Source organism: Halobellus sp. GM3, assembly GCF_052545375.1.
In genome coordinates this window covers 151379-169292 of record NZ_JBQWLT010000007.1, presented here as the reverse complement: position 1 = coordinate 169292, position 17914 = coordinate 151379, and the positions used below count along the sequence as shown (strand labels likewise).

Here is a 17914-nt window from a genome sequence, read left to right as displayed (position 1 = left end):
TCCGTTCGGCCTACTTGCCCCAGAACGGATCGCGCTTGCGGTGTTTGTTGAGATAGCTCGTCAGCGCCTCGAGCTCGTCGGCGGGGATGTCGTCGGTCAGCTCCTGTTCGAGGATCTTCGCGTGCTTTTCGGGGAGGTCGATCCAGAGCTCGTCGCCCTCGTCGATCTGCCGCCCGACGGTCGGTCCGTCGATGGCGACGGAGACGCGCGTGCCCGAGCGCGCCTCCGAGACGTCTTCTCCCTGCTCTTGAATGCCCGAGAGCTGCCCGACGCGGGTCGGCTCGTTGCCCTCCCACTTCACGACGTTCTGGTTGTTCTTCAGCGTCCCCGAGAGCACCTCGACGCCGACGACGGCGGGATCGGACTGCCGGAAGACGTGGTCCTCGAGGACGCGGAAGCGACACGGCCGGACGATCTTGTCCAGCACGGTCTCCTGTTGGGCGCGCTCGAGCTCCTCGACGTACCCCTCGTACTCCTCGATGAGCTGGTAGATCACGTCGTCGTCGAACAGCCGCACCTCGCTGTCTTCGAGGTCATCGTCGGCGTTCGGGAGCACCTCGACGTTGAAGCCGAGGATGACGCGGTGTTTCTCCTCGCCGGCGGTCGAGGCGACGGTGACGTCGCGCGGGGCGATGTCGCCGACCTCCGCGCGGAGGATCGGCACCTCGGCCTCCCGGAGCGCGTTCGCGATCGCCTCAAGGCTCCCGAGCGTGTCGGCTTTGACGACGACGCCGTCCTCCTCGGTGGTGACCTGAATGTCGGCGAGCTCGGCTTCGACCTCGTCGACGACCGCGTCGCGGTCCCGGTCGCGAACGACGCGGATCGGCGCGCCCGCCATCGCCTCGTCGAGCTCGGGCGCGGCGATCTTGATCCCCGCGGCGGCGCGGACCTCATCGACCTTCTCGAAGCGCTTTTCGACCCGTATCTCCGCGTTCGGGCGCGGTTGCAGGAGCGCCCGTACCTCGGTCACGATCGGGCCGTCGGTCCCCCCGACGACGATCACGTCGTCCGCGCGGATGCTCCCGTCGTAGAGGACGACGTCGACGGTCGCGCCGAAGCCCCGCTCGTCTTTGACTTCGAGGACCGTCCCCGCGCCGGGGCCGGTGACGTCGACGGCCATCTGCTCTTTCATATAGCGCTGTGAGAGCCCCATCAGGACCGCCAGCAGGTCCGGAACCCCCTCGCTCGTGATCGCGGAGAGGGGGACGACGCCGACGTTCTTCGTGAAGTTCTGCACGCGCCAGTACAGGTCCGCGGAGAAGCCCTCGTCGGAGAGATCGCCGATGATCTCATAGAGGTTCTCGTCGAGTCGGCTCCGGGCGCTCTGTGACTGCTCCTCGTACGTCTCTTGGATGGGCGCGCCCTCGTTGGGGTTCCACCCCGGCGTCGTGTCGATCTTGTTCGCGGCGACGATGAACGGTGTGCCGGTCCGCTGGAGGATCTCGAGGGCCTCGATCGTCTGGGGTTGGAACCCGTCGTTGACGTCGACGACGACGACAGCGATGTCGGCCAGCGCGCCCCCGCGCGAGCGGAGGGTCGTGAACGAGTGATGCCCCGGCGTGTCGATGAAGAGCAGTCCGGGGAGGTCGAAGTCGGTCGGGTCGACGAGGCTCCCGGCCATCTCCGAGACGGTTTCCAGCGGGACGGCCGTCGCGCCGATGTGCTGGGTGATCGCCCCGGCTTCGCCCTCGCTCACCGCCGAGCCGCGGATCGTATCGAGCAGCGTCGTCTTCCCGTGGTCGACGTGCCCGAGGACGGCGACGATCGGTGTCCGTAGCGCTGTCGGTTCGGCTGTGGAGGCGGCGTCGGCGTCGGTGTCAGACATAGAGAATCTCCCCGGAGAAGTTCCTTGTCTGTAGAACACTGCTGGGCTGTAGTTAAGTCCATCGTCATCCGTGGACGGCGTCGCTCGGCCGCGTTCGGACACGGGAGCGGGCTCGGCCGCATTCGGGGCTCGGAAGCGCTCGGAACTCAGCCGGATTCGGGACTCGGCCGCGTTCAGGACTCAGCCGGATTCGGGTCCGGGTGTCGCGAGCGTATCCCCCGTCGTGTGACAGTCGTCTGCCGCCGGGCTGTGGTCGCCCGTGGCGTTTATGTGACCCTACGAAGTATCGTGGGGTATGCCGGACGAACTCGCGGAGAACCTCTCCGGGAAAGAAGTGATGACCTCGAAGGGAACGTACATCGGGGTCCTGCACAACATCGATATGAACGTCAAGACGGGGACGATAAGCGACCTCTTCGTCTCCCCGTACGAGGACATCGATCCCGATCAACTCCCCTTTGCGACGTCGGACGAAGACGGTGAGGAGACGCTCAACATCCCGGTTTCGCGGGTCCGGAACGTCGACGACGCCATCGTCGTGAAACAGTAACCCGAACGAACTCAGATGCACGTTCTCGATTCTTCAGCGTTCATTCACGAGTACCACACCACAGACGACATCGCCTCCATCCCGATGGTCCGAGAGGAGCTCGAGGGAGAGGCGTCCTACCGCTTCGACGCAGACGAGGGGTCGGGGATGCACATCCACATCCCCGCCGGCGGCACCGTCGAGAAGATCCGTCGAGCGGCACGGGAGACCGGTGACGCCGAGACGCTCTCAGAAACTGACGTCAGGCTTCTCGCCGCCGCGTTCGAGCTCGACGGCGTCCTCGTCACCGACGATTACGCGATGCAGAACGTCGCAGAGCGCGTCGACGTCGAGGTCACCGTGATCGCCCGCGACGGCATCTCCGAGACGCGCGAGTGGACGTTCCAGTGTCAAGGATGCGGGCGGGAGTTCGACGAGCACCGCGAGCGCTGTCCGATCTGCGGGACGGACCTCGCTCGGAAGAACCCGGCCTGACGGCCCACTCGGTGGGTGGTCGACGGAGAGAGATCGCTTAGCCGCCGACGAGCCCGGTCGCCGTCGCGTAGACGCCGACGAACTGGGCCGTGTTGAAGAGGCCGTGAACGACGGCCGGCACGAGCAGATTCTGGCTCTTCTCGTAGAGCACGCCGAGAGCCCCTCCGAGAATCAGGATGGTCGCGAGCGTCGCGAGCGCGCCCTCGCCGCTGTAGGAACTGATGTGAACGGCCGCGAAGACGGCGCTCGCGCCGGCGACCGCGACCGCGGACCCGTACGCGCGGCGGAACAGCCCCTGGACGATGCCGCGGAAGATCAGTTCCTCTGTTGGCCCCACGAGCAGGACCGTCACCGGAATCAGATAGAGGAAGTAGACGGGCTGTCCGCTCCCCTGCTCGACGATCACGCTGTCGCCGCCCTGGATCCCGAACGCGGTGAGCACGCCGACTATCCCGGCGTACATCGCCAACAGCGCGAGGAATCCGCCGACGAGCCACGTCAGGTCCCGCCGCGTCGGCGCCCGGATCGGGACGAGGTCGGTCTGGTCTGTCACGAGGAGGTACCCGACGCCGGCGACGCCGAACCCGATGAACTGAAAGGCGCTCTGCAGCGCCAGTCCGAGCGCGCTCTCTCGGCCGATTCCGGCGGCGTCGAGCAGCGGGTAGCCAAGCGAGACGGTGATCGACGCGACGAGGACGACGAGCGCGACGACGACGAACGCGCCGCCGAGCGCGCGGAGGTGCGTCCGCGGATCGTCGAGCGGGACCGAGCGTGCATCCGAGGCCATTTCTCGCCTCCGCGTACGGATCCGGCGCGAATAGGGGTACCGGTCTGGTACGCGCCGCGTCTCCGAGCATCGGACACGCCCCGACGACCGCCGGTGACAGCGCCTTTCACCGCGGCCGCCGTAGCGCCGCGTATGTCCGAGCACTGCCCCAACTGCGACCGTCCGCTCGTCGGCGTCGACGTCCCCGATCGGCTTCGCGCACACAGCCCCGACGGGGCGGCTGTCGTCGAATGCTGCCCGCGCTGTCTCCGGACGTACGCCGCCGCTGACGACGCGGTCGCCGAGGGCGGCGGGGAAGCAGCGGACCTCCCGGAAGCGATCCCCGACGGCGACGGCGGCGCCGCGTTGATCCTGCTTCTCGGCCGTCTCGACTCGCTCGCGACCGATCGGCGGGCGATCCAGTCGCTCGTCGAATACGCGGAGGCAACCGGCGCCGACGTCTTCCTCGCGCTCGATCGACTCGCGGCCGACGGGTCTGTCGAGGCGCACGCCGACTTAGAGCGTCGCCGCCGACAGCTCGAATCGCTGCTCGATTACTGATCGGCTGGCCGTGTGGAAAGCGAACAGTGTGTTTCAGTGACAGTTAATCCGAACCGATCAATATAGCACAGGTATGTAGTAGTCTATCGGGATTCCAGTTGATGGATAGTGAGTTATTCGATGCGGTGACGTTGTTCGCGGAGAATCAGTATTGCACCAGTAATTCCCAGCAGCCACTGGAATACGACGACTGTGAGGCTTCGCTCTGTCCCCCGATGTTCTTGAACCACGGTCGGAGAGACGACGTAGTAGCTGTTATCGGCCTGAACGAGTTCGTGATCACCTGAGAGTTCGTCGGATGTTTCGTAGGAGCCTGTTTCGATCGCGGTTCGGACGCCTTTGTTAGTTCTTTCCAGAGGGGTAGCGATATATCTGAGTGCTTCCTCTTGTGAGACGGCCTCAAGCCCGTACCAGACAGTCCCGTTTGGCCGCTCCTCGCTAACGGGCCGGAAGAATCCTTCTTCCCAGATATGGACATAACTGTATTTGTTGTTAATGAACTGTTTCGTGGGTCCATCGTACGTGATACCCCCGTTGGTATGGATAGCTCGCTCAAGAACACAGGAACGACTCGGTTCATCACCAAAACACGCCACATCGGAGTCAAGGGGAACGGGATGGGTGGAGAACGTGTAGGTGCCGTTCGCGGCGAACGAGACTTCACTGGCCTCGTATCGATACCTGTCTGGGTCACCGATGTCAAACGCGCCCACGACTAGCGGGTTCAGAAGCAAGATGAAGCCGACGATGATTGCGGCCTCACCGCGGTATCGCGTGACAGAGGACCAATCCATAAGAAATCCTGTTCATCACTTAACTGAAAAGCCTACGGATGAAGCGGATCTATCCAGTATTCAGAAAGGAGTCGTGTATGGGATCGCAGAACTCAAAAATACAACCTGAATTCAGTCATCCGAAACTATAGATCTGCATATAGTAGCGTTTGCACGTCGTCACGCATCTGATCGCACGACGGCGTGCGATCGAATGCGCACTCAGTTGCAAACGCTACTATACTTATTTACGTAGCTAATTCGTCCCGAATAACCCTGAAATCACGTTTGAGGAACCACTCAGGACGGCGAAAACTATCGGGTAATCGTCGGAGCTGTTATCCGGCGACCGAGCGGCTCGAAGAGCCCGGAAGGTCGCCGGTTCACTCGCCGAAGGCGAGCCCAGAGCCGACCGAAGGGAGGCTCGCAGGCTTTTAGTGCAGCTTTTACCAGCGAGCCGAAGGCGAGCGCAGTAAAAGGTGCGTGTTTAGACGCCGGTCGAGTACCGCAGAATCCCCGCAACCCCGCCGAAGGCGTCGTAGAGCTGTTCGCCCTTCTCGAAATCGGTGGAGATGAACTTGGTCTCGGTGCCGCGCTGTTCGGCGATATCCATCAGGTGTTCGATCACGTCCTCGCGGTCGACCTTCTCGGCCTCCTCGCCGCACTCGCTGCAGACGTGCCCGGGGTCGTTGTGCCGGCGATCGATGACCTCGTACTCCTCGTGGTCGTTCGGGCACTCGTAGATCACGACGTCAGAGCGGAGGTCCTCCGAGAGCAACAGTCGGTCGACCGACCCCATCATCAGGTTCTTACGGGTCGGCTCGAAGCCGTAGGTCGCCTCCTCGCCGGTGTGGAGCTTCTTGAAGAACTCCTCCATCTGGGATTTGTCCTTCATCACCTCCTGGTCGGCGAGGACTTCCTGTGCGGCGTCGACGAGGTCGTACAGCCCCGACTCGTCGGTGTAGGAGACGTCGAATTTCCCCCTGACGAGGTCTCGGAGCTCGTGGTGGAGGTAGTCGCCGTCGAGGAACTCGTCCTTCGTCGGCGAGGGGCCGCCGACGAGGACGCCGTCCATCTCGTGGCGCTTCGGGACGAACAGGTCGTCGGCCATCCCGGCGACCTCCTGATAGAAGTTGTCGATGGCCTCCAGCCGCAGGCGGGCGAACCGCTGGGCTGACTGTCCACCTTTCCGCTGTTTGCCCGGGACCAGCGACGACGCGGACTTGACGGGTTCGACGCGCTTTCCCTTCAGCCAGCCGACGTTCGCCTCGCGTCGATCGAGGACGATCAGGCCGAAGAGGCCCTTGTCGGTCAGCATGTCCTCCAACGGCTCGGTGAGGAAGTCCGAATCGCAGTGATAGCGGAACGACTGGATCGGTTCCGGCGGGCTATCGAGCGCCCGCGTGACCATGTCCGTCTGCCCGCCGCCGGAGTTGACGGCGCCCGAGAAGAGGACGATCCCGTTGTCGGGCGGGAAGGTGTCGTAGTAGCGGAGCCGGTCTTTGATCGACGTGAGCGCGTCCTGCACGTTCGTCCGAGTCTGTTTGGACTTGATGTTGGACGCCTCCGAGTGCTCCTGGGTGACGTGGGCGACGACGTCGGAGATCTGCTTATCGGGGGGAATGTAGATCGTGACGAGCTGCGTGCCGGAACCCTCGTACTCTTTGAGTTCCTCGATGACCTTCCGGAACTCGTACTTCCGGCGGTCCTCGTTCACCTCGTCGGCGTCGGTGCTCATTATCCGTATTAGTCCTTCCAGGTGGTAAGTTAGTGTCGGTCGGCCGCGGTGGACCGACGCCCGGACCCCCGGACAGATTTATATCCCCGACGCGGGAGACTCGGAACGAAACTATGGGACGGGTGTACGCAGTCGTCAGTGCGAAAGGGGGGGTCGGCAAGACGACGACGGCAGCGAACGTCGCCGCGGCGTTGGCCGCTGGCGGGTCGAGCGTCGCGGTCGTCGACGGCGACCTCGGGATGGCCAACCTCGCGAGCGTGCTCGGCGTGGGCGTCGGCGACGTGACGCTCCACGACGTGCTCGCGGGGGACGCGGACGTCGCGGACGCGATCTACGAGGGGCCACACGGGATGGCGGTCGTCCCCGGATCGCCCGAACTCGACGCGTTCGCGCGTGCGGACCCGGAGGAACTCGGGGCGGTACTCGACGCGCTCGGCGACGAGTTCGAGTACGTCTTCGTCGACACGGGCGCCGGGCTGAGCAACGACACCGTGGTGCCGCTGACGCGCGTCGACGAGGCGCTCCTCGTCTCGACGCCGACCCGCGACGCCCTCGGAGACACCGACAAGAGCCGACAGGTGGCCGACCGCCTCGGCGTCCCCGTCGCCGGGGTCGCGCTCACGCGCGCCGACCCGTCAGACGCCGACAGCGACCTCGTCGCCGACCTGCTCGACGTCGAGGTCCTCGTGGCGATTCCGGACGCCGACGTGATCCGCCACGCGTCCGACGCGGGCGAACCGCTCACGACGTTCGCTCCGGGGAGCGACGCTGCGACCGCATTTCGGGCTCTCGCGACGACGCTCACCGGCGCGGACCTCGGAATCGAGTCGGCGTCCGAGTCCGAGCAGACGGATCCGGACGACCGGGCCGAATCGAACGGCCAGGGCGATTCGGACGACCAAGGCGATTCGGACGACCAAGGCAATTCGGACGCGTCGACGCCGGACGCAACGGCAGCGGCCGAGACGGCTGACGGGACCGAGTCCGGTGAGTCAGCGACGGCCGAGCCGTCGGCTGGCGACGCCGAAGAAGACATCGTCGTGGCCGGCTCTCACGAGGAGGACCTCCCACCGGAGGTGGCCGCGTCGGAGGAGACCGACGAGCCGTCTGACGCCCCCTCGACTGCGGACGCGGCGGCCGAGCCCGAATCGGACGACGAATCCAGCGGGGAAGGGACGCCCACCGTCGCGGCTGAGTCGTCCCCCGAATCGACCGATTTGGACCCCGACCCGGCCGATCCGGATCCCGAATCGGACGGTCCGGATCCGCTCGTCGAGCCCGCCGATCCCGACGAGATCACGTCGGTCGGATCCGGCGCTCCTGATCACGCCGGCGACACTGACACCGGGGTGTACAGGACGTCGCTCACCGACGACGGGGAGCCGTCGGTATCGGCCGACGAGGGCGAACCGGCGCCTGATCCCGAGGCGACCGACGAACGTGACGACTCTGACGGAGGCGAGAAACCGGTCGCGAGCGACAACGGCGACGCGGCACCCACCGGAGGGGAGGCGGGCGAGGGAGGCGACGAAACCGACAGCGACGAAACCGACAGCGACGAGCGAGACGGGGATGACGCCGAGAGCGACGATGAATCCGCGGACGACGGCGACAGCGGTCGGAAGGGACTGTTCAGCCGGTTCTTCGGGTGACGGCGTCGGAAGCGGGAGCTTCTTTTATGTGGGTACGGTGAGCTGTCGATATGGCAGACGACAACTCGCGCGTTCCGTTCTGGTGGCTCGTCCTGTTCCTCCTCTTGGCGCTCGGCGCCGGGGCGGCGACGGTGATCGCTGTCGGCGGATCGCTTATGCCCGGAATGATCGCGTTACCCCTACTCTGACCACGCGCGTCACGGCGATACCCGCTCCGTCTGTCTCGATTTGAGCGGTAGCGCTCTCAATTGGGCCGAAGCGCCGGAGCGCGACGCTACATCGAGTCGGGCGCTTCGATCCCGATGACGTCGAGCGCGTTTGCGATCGTGTGCCGCGAAGCCTGGACCGCTCCGAGCCGAGCGGCCGCGACCTCGGGGTCGTCGGCGTTGAGCACCGAACACTCGCGGTAGAACGTGTTGAACGTCTCGGCGAACTCGCGGGCGAACGTGGCGACGACGTGAGGTTCGAGGTCGTCTGCGGCCTGCTCGATCACGGCGGGGAAGCGCGCGATGTCGGCCAAGAGCGCGCGTTCGGCGTCCGTGTCGAGCACTGAGGCGTCCGCGGAGGCGTCGATGCCGGCGTCGGCCGCCTCGCTTTCGATCCCGCAGCAGCGCGCGTGGACGTACTGTACGTAGGGGGCCGACTGCGCCTCGAAGTCGAGGGCGCGGTCCCACTCGAAGGTGATTCCCTTCGTCGGCTGTTTCGAGACGATGTCGTACCGGACGGCCCCGATGCCGACCTGTCGGGCGATTCGATCGACGTCGTCCTCGGTGAGTTCGTCGTCGCGGATGCGGGAGTCGAGGCGGGACTCGACCTCCTCGCGGGCGCGTCGAATCGACTCATCGAGCAGGTCGTCGAGGTCGACGCCGGTCCCCTCGCGAGTGGACATCCCGCCCTCCGGGAGGTTGACCCACGAGTAGAACGTCTGTCTGAGCGCCTCGGTGTCGTTGCCGAGGACCTCGAGGGTCGCTTCGAGCTGTTCGGCCTGCAGTTTGTGGTCCTCGCCGAGGATCGTCACCGCCTCGTCGTAGTTCGCGAACTTCCACTCGTGGTACGCGAGGTCGCGAGTGGTGTACAGCGTCGTGTCGTCCGAGCGGAGGAAGACGAGGTTCTTCTCCAACCCGAACGACGAGAGGTCGAGCTGCCAAGCGTCCTCCTCGTAGACGGCGTGGTCCGACGCCTTCAGCCGCCGGACGACCTCGTCGGCGTCGCCGTTGCGGAGGAACTTCGATTCCTTCACGAACCGATCGAACTCGGCGGGGAGACGCCCGAGCGACTCCCGCATCCCGCCGAGCACCTGATCGACGACGGCCGCGACGCGGTCGTACGTCGCCTCCTCGCCCGCTTCGAGTCCCTGCATAATCTCGGAGATCTCGGCCTCCGCGGCCTCGGCGTCGACCTCGTCGGCGGATTCGAGGAACTCGTTCCCCCTCCGGTAGTAGCGGACGAGATCGTAGTCCGCGCGGTCCCGCTCTGGCTCCGGGAGGTCCGATTCCTCGAACGTCTCGTAGGCCCACGTGAAGACGGCGACCTGCCGGCCGGCGTCGTTGACGTAGTAGTGCGTTTCGACGTCGTTGCCGGCGAACTCGAGCACTCGGGCGACCGCGTCGCCGAAGATCGGGTTCCGCGCGCGGCCCACGTGGACGGGGCCGGTCGGGTTCGCGCTCGTGTGCTCGACGACGACGGACTTCCCGGTGGACGGCAGCGCCCCGTGGGTCGCCTCGCGGCCCGCCGAGAGCGTGTCGGCGTAGTAGGCCTCCGAGACGTAGAAGTTCACGTACGGGCCCTGCGTGTCGACGCGCTCGATGTACTCCGAGGAATCGATATCGATCTCTGCGGCGATGTCGGCCGCTACCGACGGCGGCGCCGCCCCGACCTCGCCGGCGAGTCGGAACGCCACACTGGAGGCGAGCGTGGCCGGGACGTCTTCCGGCGGTTCCTCGACGCCGAGATCGTCCGTCGGGAGATCAAGCGCGGTGAGGGCCGCCTCGACCGCGTCCTCGACCGCAGAACGAAAGGCTCTGAACATACCCGTCGTTCTCGAACGGCGGCTAAAGGCCTTTCCGAACGCTCCCGACACGCTGTGGCCGCCCGGCCGACCGAAGCGGCGGTCGCCGGCATCGACGCCTTTAGGACCGCGGGCTCACAAAACTGGAACGAATACCGTATTCGTTACCGCGTTCCGGGGCGACCAGAGGACGTTTTTCTTTAACAGATCTGTGATGCATCCCAGAGGCGTTATACTTAACACGGACGCATCCCAACTCCCGTTAATGTCAGAATCGGCAGTCTCCGCCGTCGGGAACGACGAGCTGGCGGCGTTGAAGTTCGTCGCGCTCGAGGGCGCCCGATCGGGCCCGGTAAAGATCTCCTGTTCGGGCCTCGCCGACCGCCTCGACGCGTCGAGCCAGACCGCCTCGCGACGCCTGCAGCGACTCGAACGCGCGGGACATCTCGACCGCGATGTCGTCGCCGACGGGCAGTGGGTATCGCTGACGGAATCGGGCGAAGCGGCGCTGCACCGCGAGTACGATCACTACCGTCGGATCTTCGAGGGGCCGGACGCCTCGACGGTCGAACTCGAGGGCGTCGTCACGAGCGGGATGGGCGAGGGCCGACACTACATCTCGCTGTCCGGCTACATGGAGCAGTTCGAGGAGCGGCTGGGCTATGAGCCGTTCCCCGGCACGCTCAACGTCGACCTCGACGAGGTGAGCGTTCGAGCCCAGTCGGCGATGTCGTCTCTCGCCGGGGTCTCTATCGACGGGTGGGAGGACGAGGAGCGCACGTTCGGCCCGGCGACGTGCTACGCCGCGTCGGTTACGGGCGGGGACGCGACCGCCGAGCGGGCCCACATCATTGTCCCCGAGCGAACCCACCACGACGAGACGCAACTCGAGATCATCGCTCCAACTCGGCTCCGTGACGAACTCGGGCTTGCGGACGGCGACGAGGTCTCCGTCCGCGTGGAGTCGGTTCGATGACGCGCACGACGGCTGACATCGCGACCGAGACGGCCGGCGAGAGCGCCGTTGATCGCGCGCTGGCGGCGTTTCGCGACGGGTCCCCGGTGCTCATTCACGACGCCGCCGACCGGGAGGGCGAGACGGACATCGTCTACCCCGCCGGGGCCGTCGACGCCGACGCCGTCGCCCGGCTCCGGCAGGACGCCGGCGGACTGATCTGTGCCGCCGTCTCGGACGCGGTCGCGGACGCGGTCGACCTCCCGTTTCTCGAGGACGAGCTCGATCACCCGGCCGCGTCGGACCACGACCTCGCCTACGACGACCGCTCGTCGTTCTCGCTGCCGGTGAATCACCGCGAGACGTTCACGGGGATCACCGACGACGACCGGGCGCTCACGATCCGACGCCTCGGCGCGGCGGCGGCTGCGGTTCATCGCCCCGACGGCGCGTACGACGCCGACGACTTCGCCGCGGAGTTCCGGACGCCCGGCCACGTCCACGTCCTCCGCGGCGCGCCGGGGTTACTCGCCGACCGGCGCGGCCACACGGAACTGGGACTCGCGCTCGCGGAGGCCGCCGGGCTCCCTCCCGCGGTCGTCGTCTGCGAGATGCTCGACGCCGACACCGGCGGCGCGCGCACGCCCGCCGCGGCGCTCGAATACGCCCGCCGGAACGGTCTCATCTACGTCGAAGGCGCAGACATCGTCGAACGACTTCGCTGAGACCGAGGCGTTCTGCGGGGGAACTTCGACAGATTTCCGGTCGTGATCCCGTGTAGACCCCTCCAGACCGTCCTGTAGGGTTTTATACTCCAGGACGTAAACGACGGGGTATGGGATTCGAGGAGATGGACGTCGACACGATCTGGCAGGACGGTTCGTTCGTCGATTGGGACGACGCGACGGTTCACGTTCTCACGCACGGTCTACACTACGGCTCCGGTATTTTCGAGGGAGTCCGCTGTTACGACACCGAGCGGGGCCCGGCGATCTTCCGCTGGGAGGAGCACCTCGAGCGGTTCTTCCAGTCGGGACAGCCGTACGATATGGAGCTTCCGTACACCCGCGAGGAGCTCACGGAAGCGACGCTCGAACTGCTCCGCCGCGAGGAACTGGAATCGTGTTACATCCGCCCGGTCGCGTTCTACGGCTACGGCTCCCTCGGCGTCAGTCCGAAGGACAACCCGGTGAACGTCGCTATCGCGGCGTGGCCGTGGGGCGCGTACCTCGGCGAGGAGGCGCTCGAACGCGGCGTCGAGGTGATGATCTCCTCGTGGCGCAAACACGCCTCCAGTCAGATCCCGACGAACGCGAAGACGACCGGCCTGTACGTCAACTCGCTGCTCGCCGGCGAGGAGGCCCGCCGGAACGGCTACACCGAGGCCATCGTCCTCAACAAGGAGGGCCACGTCGCCGAGGGCCCCGGCGAGAACATCTTCCTCGTCCGCGACGGCGAGATCTTCACGCCCGGGCTCTCCGAGAGCATTCTCGACGGCATCACGCGCAACACGGTCATCGAACTGGCCCGCGAGCGCGGCTACACCGTCCACGATCAGGCGACGATCTCCCGCGGAGAGCTCAACACCGCCGACGAACTGTTCTTCAGCGGCACCGCCGCGGAGGTGACGCCGATCCGGAAGGTCGACAACGTCGTCATCGGCGACGGCTCGCGCGGCCCGGTGACCGAGGAACTCCAGCAGGCGTTCTTCGATCTCGTCGAGCGGCGGACCGACGAGCACGACGAGTGGTTCACGTACGTCTAACCCACCTTTTTCCACGGAGGGGCCCTGCGGACCCCTCCGCGCAAAAACCTGGAGGGAAAAAGGCCGCGAGGCTCGCCGCGGCGAGCCTCGCGGTACAACGCGCTTGCTAACTGCACCGCCGCAACGCACCGGTCACTCCGACTCCGCATCGATTCCGTTCCGATTGCTCCCGGCCGCGACCGCGGCTTCGACGCCGGTGGACAGGCCGTGAATTAAAGATAAACGCGTACCGCGGCGACGAAAGCGTTCCCCGCGAGTCCGTACGCCAGCAGCGCGACCGCAACGCCGAGAGCGACTTTCGACGCGTGGTACGCGTACGTCGTCTCATTCGTCCGCACGCGCGTCGATGTCGATCGGCGCCGTTCGCTCCTCGTCGCCGAATCCGGCCGACAGCACGCGCGTCAGCGCCTCCTCGACGCTCTCGTCCGTCTCGGTGATATCGCCCGGATCGATCTCGATCACGAACCCCGTGGTGATGTTCGGCGCGGTCGGCAGAAACAGCACGACGCGCCCGTCGTCGGTCGTCTTCCCCGTCTTGAACGCCGTCATTCGCATCCCCTCCCACGGCTCGACCTTGACCGGCTTCTGGAGGTCGTCGGTGCCGGACACCGCGGTCTCGACAGCCAGTTTCGACGCGTTGTAGAGCACCCGAATGAGCGGCACCCGGTTCATCGCCGCGTCGAGGTACGTCTCGAACAGTCGGCCGACCGTAGTCCGCATCAGGTAGCCAACAGAGAGAACGAGCATCACGAAAACGATGACCGCGACGAAGAAACCGAACGGCTCTTCCAGCCGACGAATGACCGGCAGATCGACGATTTTCGAGTAGAGGTAGTTGAGAACCCACAGAATGACGAGCACCGGCGTCAGGACGATCAGCCCGCTCGCGAAATCGCGTCTCCAAGAGGACATGTGTCGACTGTATACGATCCCCCGTGGGTTAAAACGACTGCTGTCCCGGCTACGAGCGCCTCTCGCGTCCACCGGCGTGGTACCGGACTCGGAGAGAGTGAGAATCCCGGCCGACGAACGCCGCAGTCGAACGACTTCCGTTCGGCACCGTGGCCGCCTCGTTGCCGGAAACCGAACCGGGGACACTTTTGTCGCCTCCGCTGGATTCGCCCGTATGCTCGTAGATCTCGTTCTCGTCGCCTTCTGGGCGATGTTGCCCGCGTACGTCCCGAACAACGTGGCCGTGCTCGCCGGCGGCGGGGCACCGATCGACGGCGGCCGGACGCTGGGCGGGCGCCGGCTGCTGGGCGACGGCAAGACGTGGCGCGGCACCGCGTTCGGGACGCTCGCGGGTGCGCTCCTCGCGCAGGGGTTGAACCTTCTCGCGCCGACGGTGACCGCGCAGACCGGCGTTTCGGTGCCCGTGTTCCCGCTCGCCGCCGCGATCGGTCTCGCGCTCGGCGCGATGCTCGGCGACATCGCCGCCTCGTTCGTGAAGCGTCGGACGGGTCGGCAACGCGGCGCGGCCTTCCCCGGCGTCGATCAGTTGGACTTCGTCGTCGGCGCGCTCGCCTGCGCCGCTGTCCTCGATCTCGGCTGGTTCCTCACGACCTTCACGCTCCCCGTGCTCGGCGTCGTGATCGTCCTCACGCCCGTACTTCACCTCCTGACCAACGGCATCGCGTTCGCCCTCGGGCTGAAAGACGAGCCCTATTAACGGCACCTCCACCTTTTTCCGCGGAGGGGTCCTGCGGACCCCTCGGGGCAAAAACCTGGAGGAAAAAGGCCGCGAGACTCGGCCTTCGGCCTCGCTCGCGGTACTACTGCTGGAACCGCATCCGCACCGCTTCCGCTCCGCACCGCTTCACACCGAACCGCCCCGTTTAAGCGCCTCGCCCCCACTCTCCATCCTAATGACGAACGACGAGCTCATCGCGGCGCTGCGCGACGCCGACGCGGTCCAGTTCGGCGAGTTCGAGCTATCCCACGGCGGCACCTCCGAGTACTACGTCGACAAGTACCTCTTCGAGACTGACCCCCACTGCCTCCGGCTGATCGCAGCGGCGTTCGCGGCGGAACTGTCGGGCGAGAAGCTCGCCGGCGTCGCGCTCGGCGCGGTCCCGCTCGTCGCCGTCACGAGCGTCGAAACGGACACGCCCTACGTCATCGCCCGCAAGAAGACCAAGGAGTACGGGACGGCCAACCGCATCGAGGGCCGACTCTCCGAGGGCGAGGAGGTCGTCGTACTCGAAGACATCGCGACGACTGGCAAGAGCGCTCTCGACGCCGTCGAAGCGCTTCGCGACGCGGGCGCGGTCGTCGACCGCGTCCTCGTCGTCGTCGACCGACAGGAGGGCGCGAGCGAGCGACTCGCCGAGGCCGACATCGAACTTGACGCACTCGTGACCGCCGACGACCTTCTCGACGACGAAGACCGTCCGTAGGGCCTCACACTCCCCCCACCGTTGCGGCTCCAATATATCCCACGTTCGTGGTTCTTTCAGCTCTAATCTGTTTCGATATATTCATACTTACGCAACTTCGCAGATCGATGTATGAACAGAGCGGAGAAAGCGGCCCTCCAACTGCAGGCGGTCGCGGTCCTTCGGATGCTCAAGGAGACGCGAACGTACGATGAACTCGCCGCGCTCACCGGACTCCCCGCGGGCGATCTCAACCGCTACGTCAACGGACACGTTCTCCCCGGCGTCGAACGCGCTCGGGACGTCGTCGACGGCGTCGGCCGCGACGCGCTCGCAGCGGAACTGAAGGCCCGCGTCGAGGTCGACGGTGAGGGGTACGTCGACAACTCGGGCGTCGTCTTCGATCAGTCGTTCCTCGATCTCGTCGCTCCCGTCGCGGCCAACGCGCTCGGGTTCGAGCGCCCGGACGTCGTCCTGACGGCGGCCACCGACGGTATCACGCTCGGGGCGGCGATGGCAGGGTACTTCGACGCCCGCGTCGCGTACGCGAAGAAATCGAAGGAGACGGCCGTCGAGGAGTTCATCGAGTCGCGCCAGCGTCTCGCGTCCGGTATCGAGCTGACGTACTACCTCCCCGCGCGGGCGCTCTCGAACGGCGAGAACGTCCTCGTCGTCGACGACCTCATTCGCTCCGGCGAGACCCAAGAGCTGCTCCTCGACATCGCGAAGCAGGCGGACGCTACCGTCTCCGGCGTGTTCGCGCTCATCGCCGTCGGCGACCACGGTATCGACCGGGCCCGCGAACTCACCGACGCGCCCGTCGGGGCGCTCTCGACGTTCGACGCACAGTGACGGAGCCACTATCGTCGCGATAGGAGCGTTTGCAACCCTTCGCTCACTCGACCGCACGACTGGGTGACCGCGACGGTCCCGCATTCATTCGGTCGTGTGATACGGGGTACCATTCGATAGGAACGTTTATGGTATGGATCTGGGCAATGCTCAGACGTGCATTATGGGCATCAGTGAATCCCTCGGAGACTACTTCGATGTACAAGAACACGGTTCCTCGGTTCGAACTGAACTGCTCGCGGGACTGACGACGTTCCTGACGATGTCGTACATCGTCGTCGTCAACCCGAGTATCCTCGCCGGCATCGACGGGGAGAAGCCCGGCATCCTCATCACCGGCTACTCGTATCCCCAGGTGGTTTCGATGCTCGCGGTCGTCACGATCATCGCCGCCGCGGTCGCGACCTTCATTATGGCCGTCTACGCCAATCGGCCGTTCGCACAGGCCCCCGGACTCGGCCTGAACGCGTTCTTCGCGTTCACTGTCGTCGGCGCGCTCGGCGTCCCGTGGCAGACTGCGCTCGCCGCGGTCGTCGCCGAAGGGATCCTGTTCATTATCCTCACAGCGATCGGCGCGCGCGAGTACGTGATCAAACTGTTCCCCGAACCGGTGAAGTTCGCTGTCGGGACTGGTATCGGACTCTTCCTCGCGATCATCGGCCTGCAGGCGATGGGTATCGTCGTCGACGACCCGGCGACGATGGTGACGCTCGGATCGATCGCGTCGGATCCGGTCGCGATCGTCTCGATCGTCGGCCTCTTCCTGACGCTCGCGCTCTACGCGCGCGGCGTCCCCGGATCGATCATTATCGGAATCGTCACGACCACGGTCCTCGGGTGGCTCGTCACCGCGTTCGGTCCGGTCGCCGCCGAAGCGGGGCTGGTCGTCGGCCAAACGTCCGTCACCTACGATATCACGCCGCTTGCGGGCGCGTTCATCGCCGGTCTCGGGAACGTCGAGGCGTTCACGTTCTCGCTCATCGTATTCACGTTCTTCTTCGTCGACTTCTTCGACACCGCCGGGACGCTCGTCGGCGTCGGACAGGCCGGCGATTTCCTCGACGAGAACGGCAACCTCCCCGATATCGACAAGCCGCTGATGGCCGACGCGGTCGGGACGACCGTCGGCGGGATGATCGGCACGTCAACCGTGACGACGTACATCGAATCCGCGACGGGCGTCGAGGAGGGCGGCCGGACCGGCCTGACCGCGCTCACCGTCGCCGCGCTGTTCGTCGCCTCGCTCGCGGTCGTGCCGCTGGCGACCGCGATTCCGCAGTACGCCTCTCACATCGCCCTCGTCGTCATCGGCGTCGTGATGCTCCGGAACGTCGTCGATATCGACTGGAACGACCTCACGAACGTGATCCCGGCGGGACTGACGATCCTCGTGATGCCCTTTACGTACTCGATCGCGTACGGCATCGCCGCGGGCATCGCCTCCTACCCGGTTATCAAGCTCGCCGCGGGCGAACGCGAGGACGTCCGGATCGGCCACTGGGTCCTCGCGGGGCTGTTCGTCGTCTACTTCGTGGTCCGGACCGGCGGCGTGCTCGCCGCGCAGGTGTAGCGACCCCCCGGGGGGTCTCCCACAGACACGGGATCCTACCGCTTGCTCTC

At 65.9% G+C, this 17914-nt stretch carries 18 protein-coding genes; 12 read left to right on the top strand and 6 right to left on the bottom strand.

The features are described 5' to 3' along the window. Positions 1-10: 10 nt before the first annotated feature. The gene (infB, locus tag ACT3HL_RS12705; protein WP_445087207.1) at positions 11-1825 is read right to left on the bottom strand and encodes a translation initiation factor IF-2; all 1815 of its coding nucleotides are present in this window, start codon (positions 1823-1825) and stop codon (positions 11-13) included. Between the two features lie 295 nt (positions 1826-2120). On the opposite strand from infB, the gene ACT3HL_RS12700 reads away from it, so the two are divergent. Further along, complete coding sequence (locus ACT3HL_RS12700) at positions 2121-2375, top strand: PRC-barrel domain-containing protein (RefSeq protein ID WP_445087206.1); 255 nt, start codon at positions 2121-2123, stop codon at positions 2373-2375. A gap of 15 nt (positions 2376-2390) precedes the next feature. After that, positions 2391-2849: an NOB1 family endonuclease gene (locus ACT3HL_RS12695; RefSeq protein WP_445087205.1), complete on the top strand. Its 459-nt coding sequence runs from the start codon at positions 2391-2393 to the stop codon at positions 2847-2849. 37 nt (positions 2850-2886) lie between these two features. Here the strand turns inward: ACT3HL_RS12695 and ACT3HL_RS12690 are convergent, their stop codons facing one another. Next, positions 2887-3636, bottom strand: coding sequence for a CPBP family glutamic-type intramembrane protease (locus tag ACT3HL_RS12690; RefSeq protein ID WP_445087204.1), 750 nt, complete (start codon positions 3634-3636; stop codon positions 2887-2889). 132 nt (positions 3637-3768) lie between these two features. On the opposite strand from ACT3HL_RS12690, the gene ACT3HL_RS12685 reads away from it, so the two are divergent. Next, a complete protein-coding gene (locus tag ACT3HL_RS12685) occupies positions 3769-4176 on the top strand; it encodes a DUF6276 family protein (protein ID WP_445087203.1) in 408 nt (135 codons plus the stop codon). 113 nt (positions 4177-4289) lie between these two features. Here ACT3HL_RS12685 and ACT3HL_RS12680 read toward each other — a convergent pair whose 3' ends face one another. Both ACT3HL_RS12680 and prf1 read right to left on the bottom strand, forming a co-directional pair. Next, positions 4290-4970 (bottom strand): hypothetical protein, encoded by a 681-nt coding sequence (locus ACT3HL_RS12680; protein WP_445087202.1) that lies wholly within the window; start codon positions 4968-4970, stop codon positions 4290-4292. Positions 4971-5436: 466 nt separating this feature from the next. Beyond that, the gene (prf1, locus tag ACT3HL_RS12675; RefSeq protein ID WP_445087201.1) at positions 5437-6687 is read right to left on the bottom strand and encodes a peptide chain release factor aRF-1; all 1251 of its coding nucleotides are present in this window, start codon (positions 6685-6687) and stop codon (positions 5437-5439) included. Positions 6688-6800: 113 nt separating this feature from the next. Between prf1 and minD the strand changes: the two genes are divergently transcribed. Both minD and ACT3HL_RS12665 read left to right on the top strand, forming a co-directional pair. Next, on the top strand, positions 6801-8339 hold the full coding sequence (gene minD, locus ACT3HL_RS12670; protein ID WP_445087200.1) for a cell division ATPase MinD: 1539 nt from the start codon (positions 6801-6803) through the stop codon (positions 8337-8339). A 50-nt stretch (positions 8340-8389) separates the two neighbouring features. Continuing rightward, complete coding sequence (locus ACT3HL_RS12665) at positions 8390-8527, top strand: hypothetical protein (RefSeq protein ID WP_445087199.1); 138 nt, start codon at positions 8390-8392, stop codon at positions 8525-8527. Between the two features lie 86 nt (positions 8528-8613). On the opposite strand, the gene argS is transcribed toward ACT3HL_RS12665, so the two are convergent. Continuing rightward, on the bottom strand, positions 8614-10368 hold the full coding sequence (argS, locus tag ACT3HL_RS12660; protein ID WP_445087198.1) for an arginine--tRNA ligase: 1755 nt from the start codon (positions 10366-10368) through the stop codon (positions 8614-8616). Between the two features lie 244 nt (positions 10369-10612). On the opposite strand from argS, the gene ACT3HL_RS12655 reads away from it, so the two are divergent. The 3 genes from ACT3HL_RS12655 to ACT3HL_RS12645 all read left to right on the top strand — a co-directional run bounded on the left by ACT3HL_RS12655 (position 10613) and on the right by ACT3HL_RS12645 (position 13067). Continuing rightward, entirely contained in the window at positions 10613-11323 is a 711-nt protein-coding gene (locus tag ACT3HL_RS12655; protein ID WP_445087197.1) for a DUF120 domain-containing protein, read from the top strand. After that, positions 11320-12027, top strand: coding sequence for a 3,4-dihydroxy-2-butanone-4-phosphate synthase (gene ribB / locus ACT3HL_RS12650; protein ID WP_445087196.1), 708 nt, complete (start codon positions 11320-11322; stop codon positions 12025-12027). The genes ACT3HL_RS12655 and ribB overlap by 4 nt, the downstream gene beginning before the upstream one ends. A gap of 110 nt (positions 12028-12137) precedes the next feature. Then, complete coding sequence (locus ACT3HL_RS12645; protein ID WP_445087195.1) at positions 12138-13067, top strand: branched-chain amino acid transaminase; 930 nt, start codon at positions 12138-12140, stop codon at positions 13065-13067. A gap of 324 nt (positions 13068-13391) precedes the next feature. Here the strand turns inward: ACT3HL_RS12645 and ACT3HL_RS12640 are convergent, their stop codons facing one another. Further along, positions 13392-13979, bottom strand: coding sequence for a DUF502 domain-containing protein (locus ACT3HL_RS12640; protein ID WP_445087194.1), 588 nt, complete (start codon positions 13977-13979; stop codon positions 13392-13394). A 214-nt stretch (positions 13980-14193) separates the two neighbouring features. Between ACT3HL_RS12640 and ACT3HL_RS12635 the strand changes: the two genes are divergently transcribed. The 4 genes from ACT3HL_RS12635 to ACT3HL_RS12620 all read left to right on the top strand — a co-directional run bounded on the left by ACT3HL_RS12635 (position 14194) and on the right by ACT3HL_RS12620 (position 17864). After that, on the top strand, positions 14194-14736 hold the full coding sequence (locus ACT3HL_RS12635) for a CDP-2,3-bis-(O-geranylgeranyl)-sn-glycerol synthase (RefSeq protein WP_445087193.1): 543 nt from the start codon (positions 14194-14196) through the stop codon (positions 14734-14736). A 196-nt stretch (positions 14737-14932) separates the two neighbouring features. Next, a complete protein-coding gene (gene pyrE / locus ACT3HL_RS12630; protein ID WP_445087192.1) occupies positions 14933-15463 on the top strand; it encodes an orotate phosphoribosyltransferase in 531 nt (176 codons plus the stop codon). Between the two features lie 111 nt (positions 15464-15574). After that, entirely contained in the window at positions 15575-16294 is a 720-nt protein-coding gene (locus ACT3HL_RS12625; RefSeq protein ID WP_445087191.1) for a phosphoribosyltransferase family protein, read from the top strand. A 163-nt stretch (positions 16295-16457) separates the two neighbouring features. Next, positions 16458-17864, top strand: a complete 1407-nt coding sequence (locus tag ACT3HL_RS12620) for a solute carrier family 23 protein (protein ID WP_445087290.1) — start codon at positions 16458-16460, stop codon at positions 17862-17864. Positions 17865-17914: the final 50 nt, after the last annotated feature.

Bases quoted from the DNA above. Each gene is read 5' to 3' on its own strand.
- ACT3HL_RS12685 (WP_445087203.1), top strand. From the start codon at position 3,769: ATGTCCGAGCACTGCCCCAACTGCGACCGTCCGCTCGTCGGCGTCGAC.
- ACT3HL_RS12680 (WP_445087202.1), bottom strand. From the start codon at position 4,970: ATGGATTGGTCCTCTGTCACGCGATACCGCGGTGAGGCCGCAATCATC.
- minD (WP_445087200.1), top strand. From the start codon at position 6,801: ATGGGACGGGTGTACGCAGTCGTCAGTGCGAAAGGGGGGGTCGGCAAG.
- ACT3HL_RS12640 (WP_445087194.1), bottom strand. From the start codon at position 13,979: ATGTCCTCTTGGAGACGCGATTTCGCGAGCGGGCTGATCGTCCTGACG.
- ACT3HL_RS12690 (WP_445087204.1), bottom strand. From the start codon at position 3,636: ATGGCCTCGGATGCACGCTCGGTCCCGCTCGACGATCCGCGGACGCAC.
- argS (WP_445087198.1), bottom strand. From the start codon at position 10,368: ATGTTCAGAGCCTTTCGTTCTGCGGTCGAGGACGCGGTCGAGGCGGCC.
- prf1 (WP_445087201.1), bottom strand. From the start codon at position 6,687: ATGAGCACCGACGCCGACGAGGTGAACGAGGACCGCCGGAAGTACGAG.
- ACT3HL_RS12665 (WP_445087199.1), top strand. From the start codon at position 8,390: ATGGCAGACGACAACTCGCGCGTTCCGTTCTGGTGGCTCGTCCTGTTC.
- ribB (WP_445087196.1), top strand. From the start codon at position 11,320: ATGACGCGCACGACGGCTGACATCGCGACCGAGACGGCCGGCGAGAGC.
- ACT3HL_RS12695 (WP_445087205.1), top strand. From the start codon at position 2,391: ATGCACGTTCTCGATTCTTCAGCGTTCATTCACGAGTACCACACCACA.
- ACT3HL_RS12700 (WP_445087206.1), top strand. From the start codon at position 2,121: ATGCCGGACGAACTCGCGGAGAACCTCTCCGGGAAAGAAGTGATGACC.
- infB (WP_445087207.1), bottom strand. From the start codon at position 1,825: ATGTCTGACACCGACGCCGACGCCGCCTCCACAGCCGAACCGACAGCG.
- ACT3HL_RS12655 (WP_445087197.1), top strand. From the start codon at position 10,613: ATGTCAGAATCGGCAGTCTCCGCCGTCGGGAACGACGAGCTGGCGGCG.
- ACT3HL_RS12645 (WP_445087195.1), top strand. From the start codon at position 12,138: ATGGGATTCGAGGAGATGGACGTCGACACGATCTGGCAGGACGGTTCG.
- ACT3HL_RS12620 (WP_445087290.1), top strand. From the start codon at position 16,458: ATGGGCATCAGTGAATCCCTCGGAGACTACTTCGATGTACAAGAACAC.
- ACT3HL_RS12635 (WP_445087193.1), top strand. From the start codon at position 14,194: ATGCTCGTAGATCTCGTTCTCGTCGCCTTCTGGGCGATGTTGCCCGCG.
- ACT3HL_RS12625 (WP_445087191.1), top strand. From the start codon at position 15,575: ATGAACAGAGCGGAGAAAGCGGCCCTCCAACTGCAGGCGGTCGCGGTC.
- pyrE (WP_445087192.1), top strand. From the start codon at position 14,933: ATGACGAACGACGAGCTCATCGCGGCGCTGCGCGACGCCGACGCGGTC.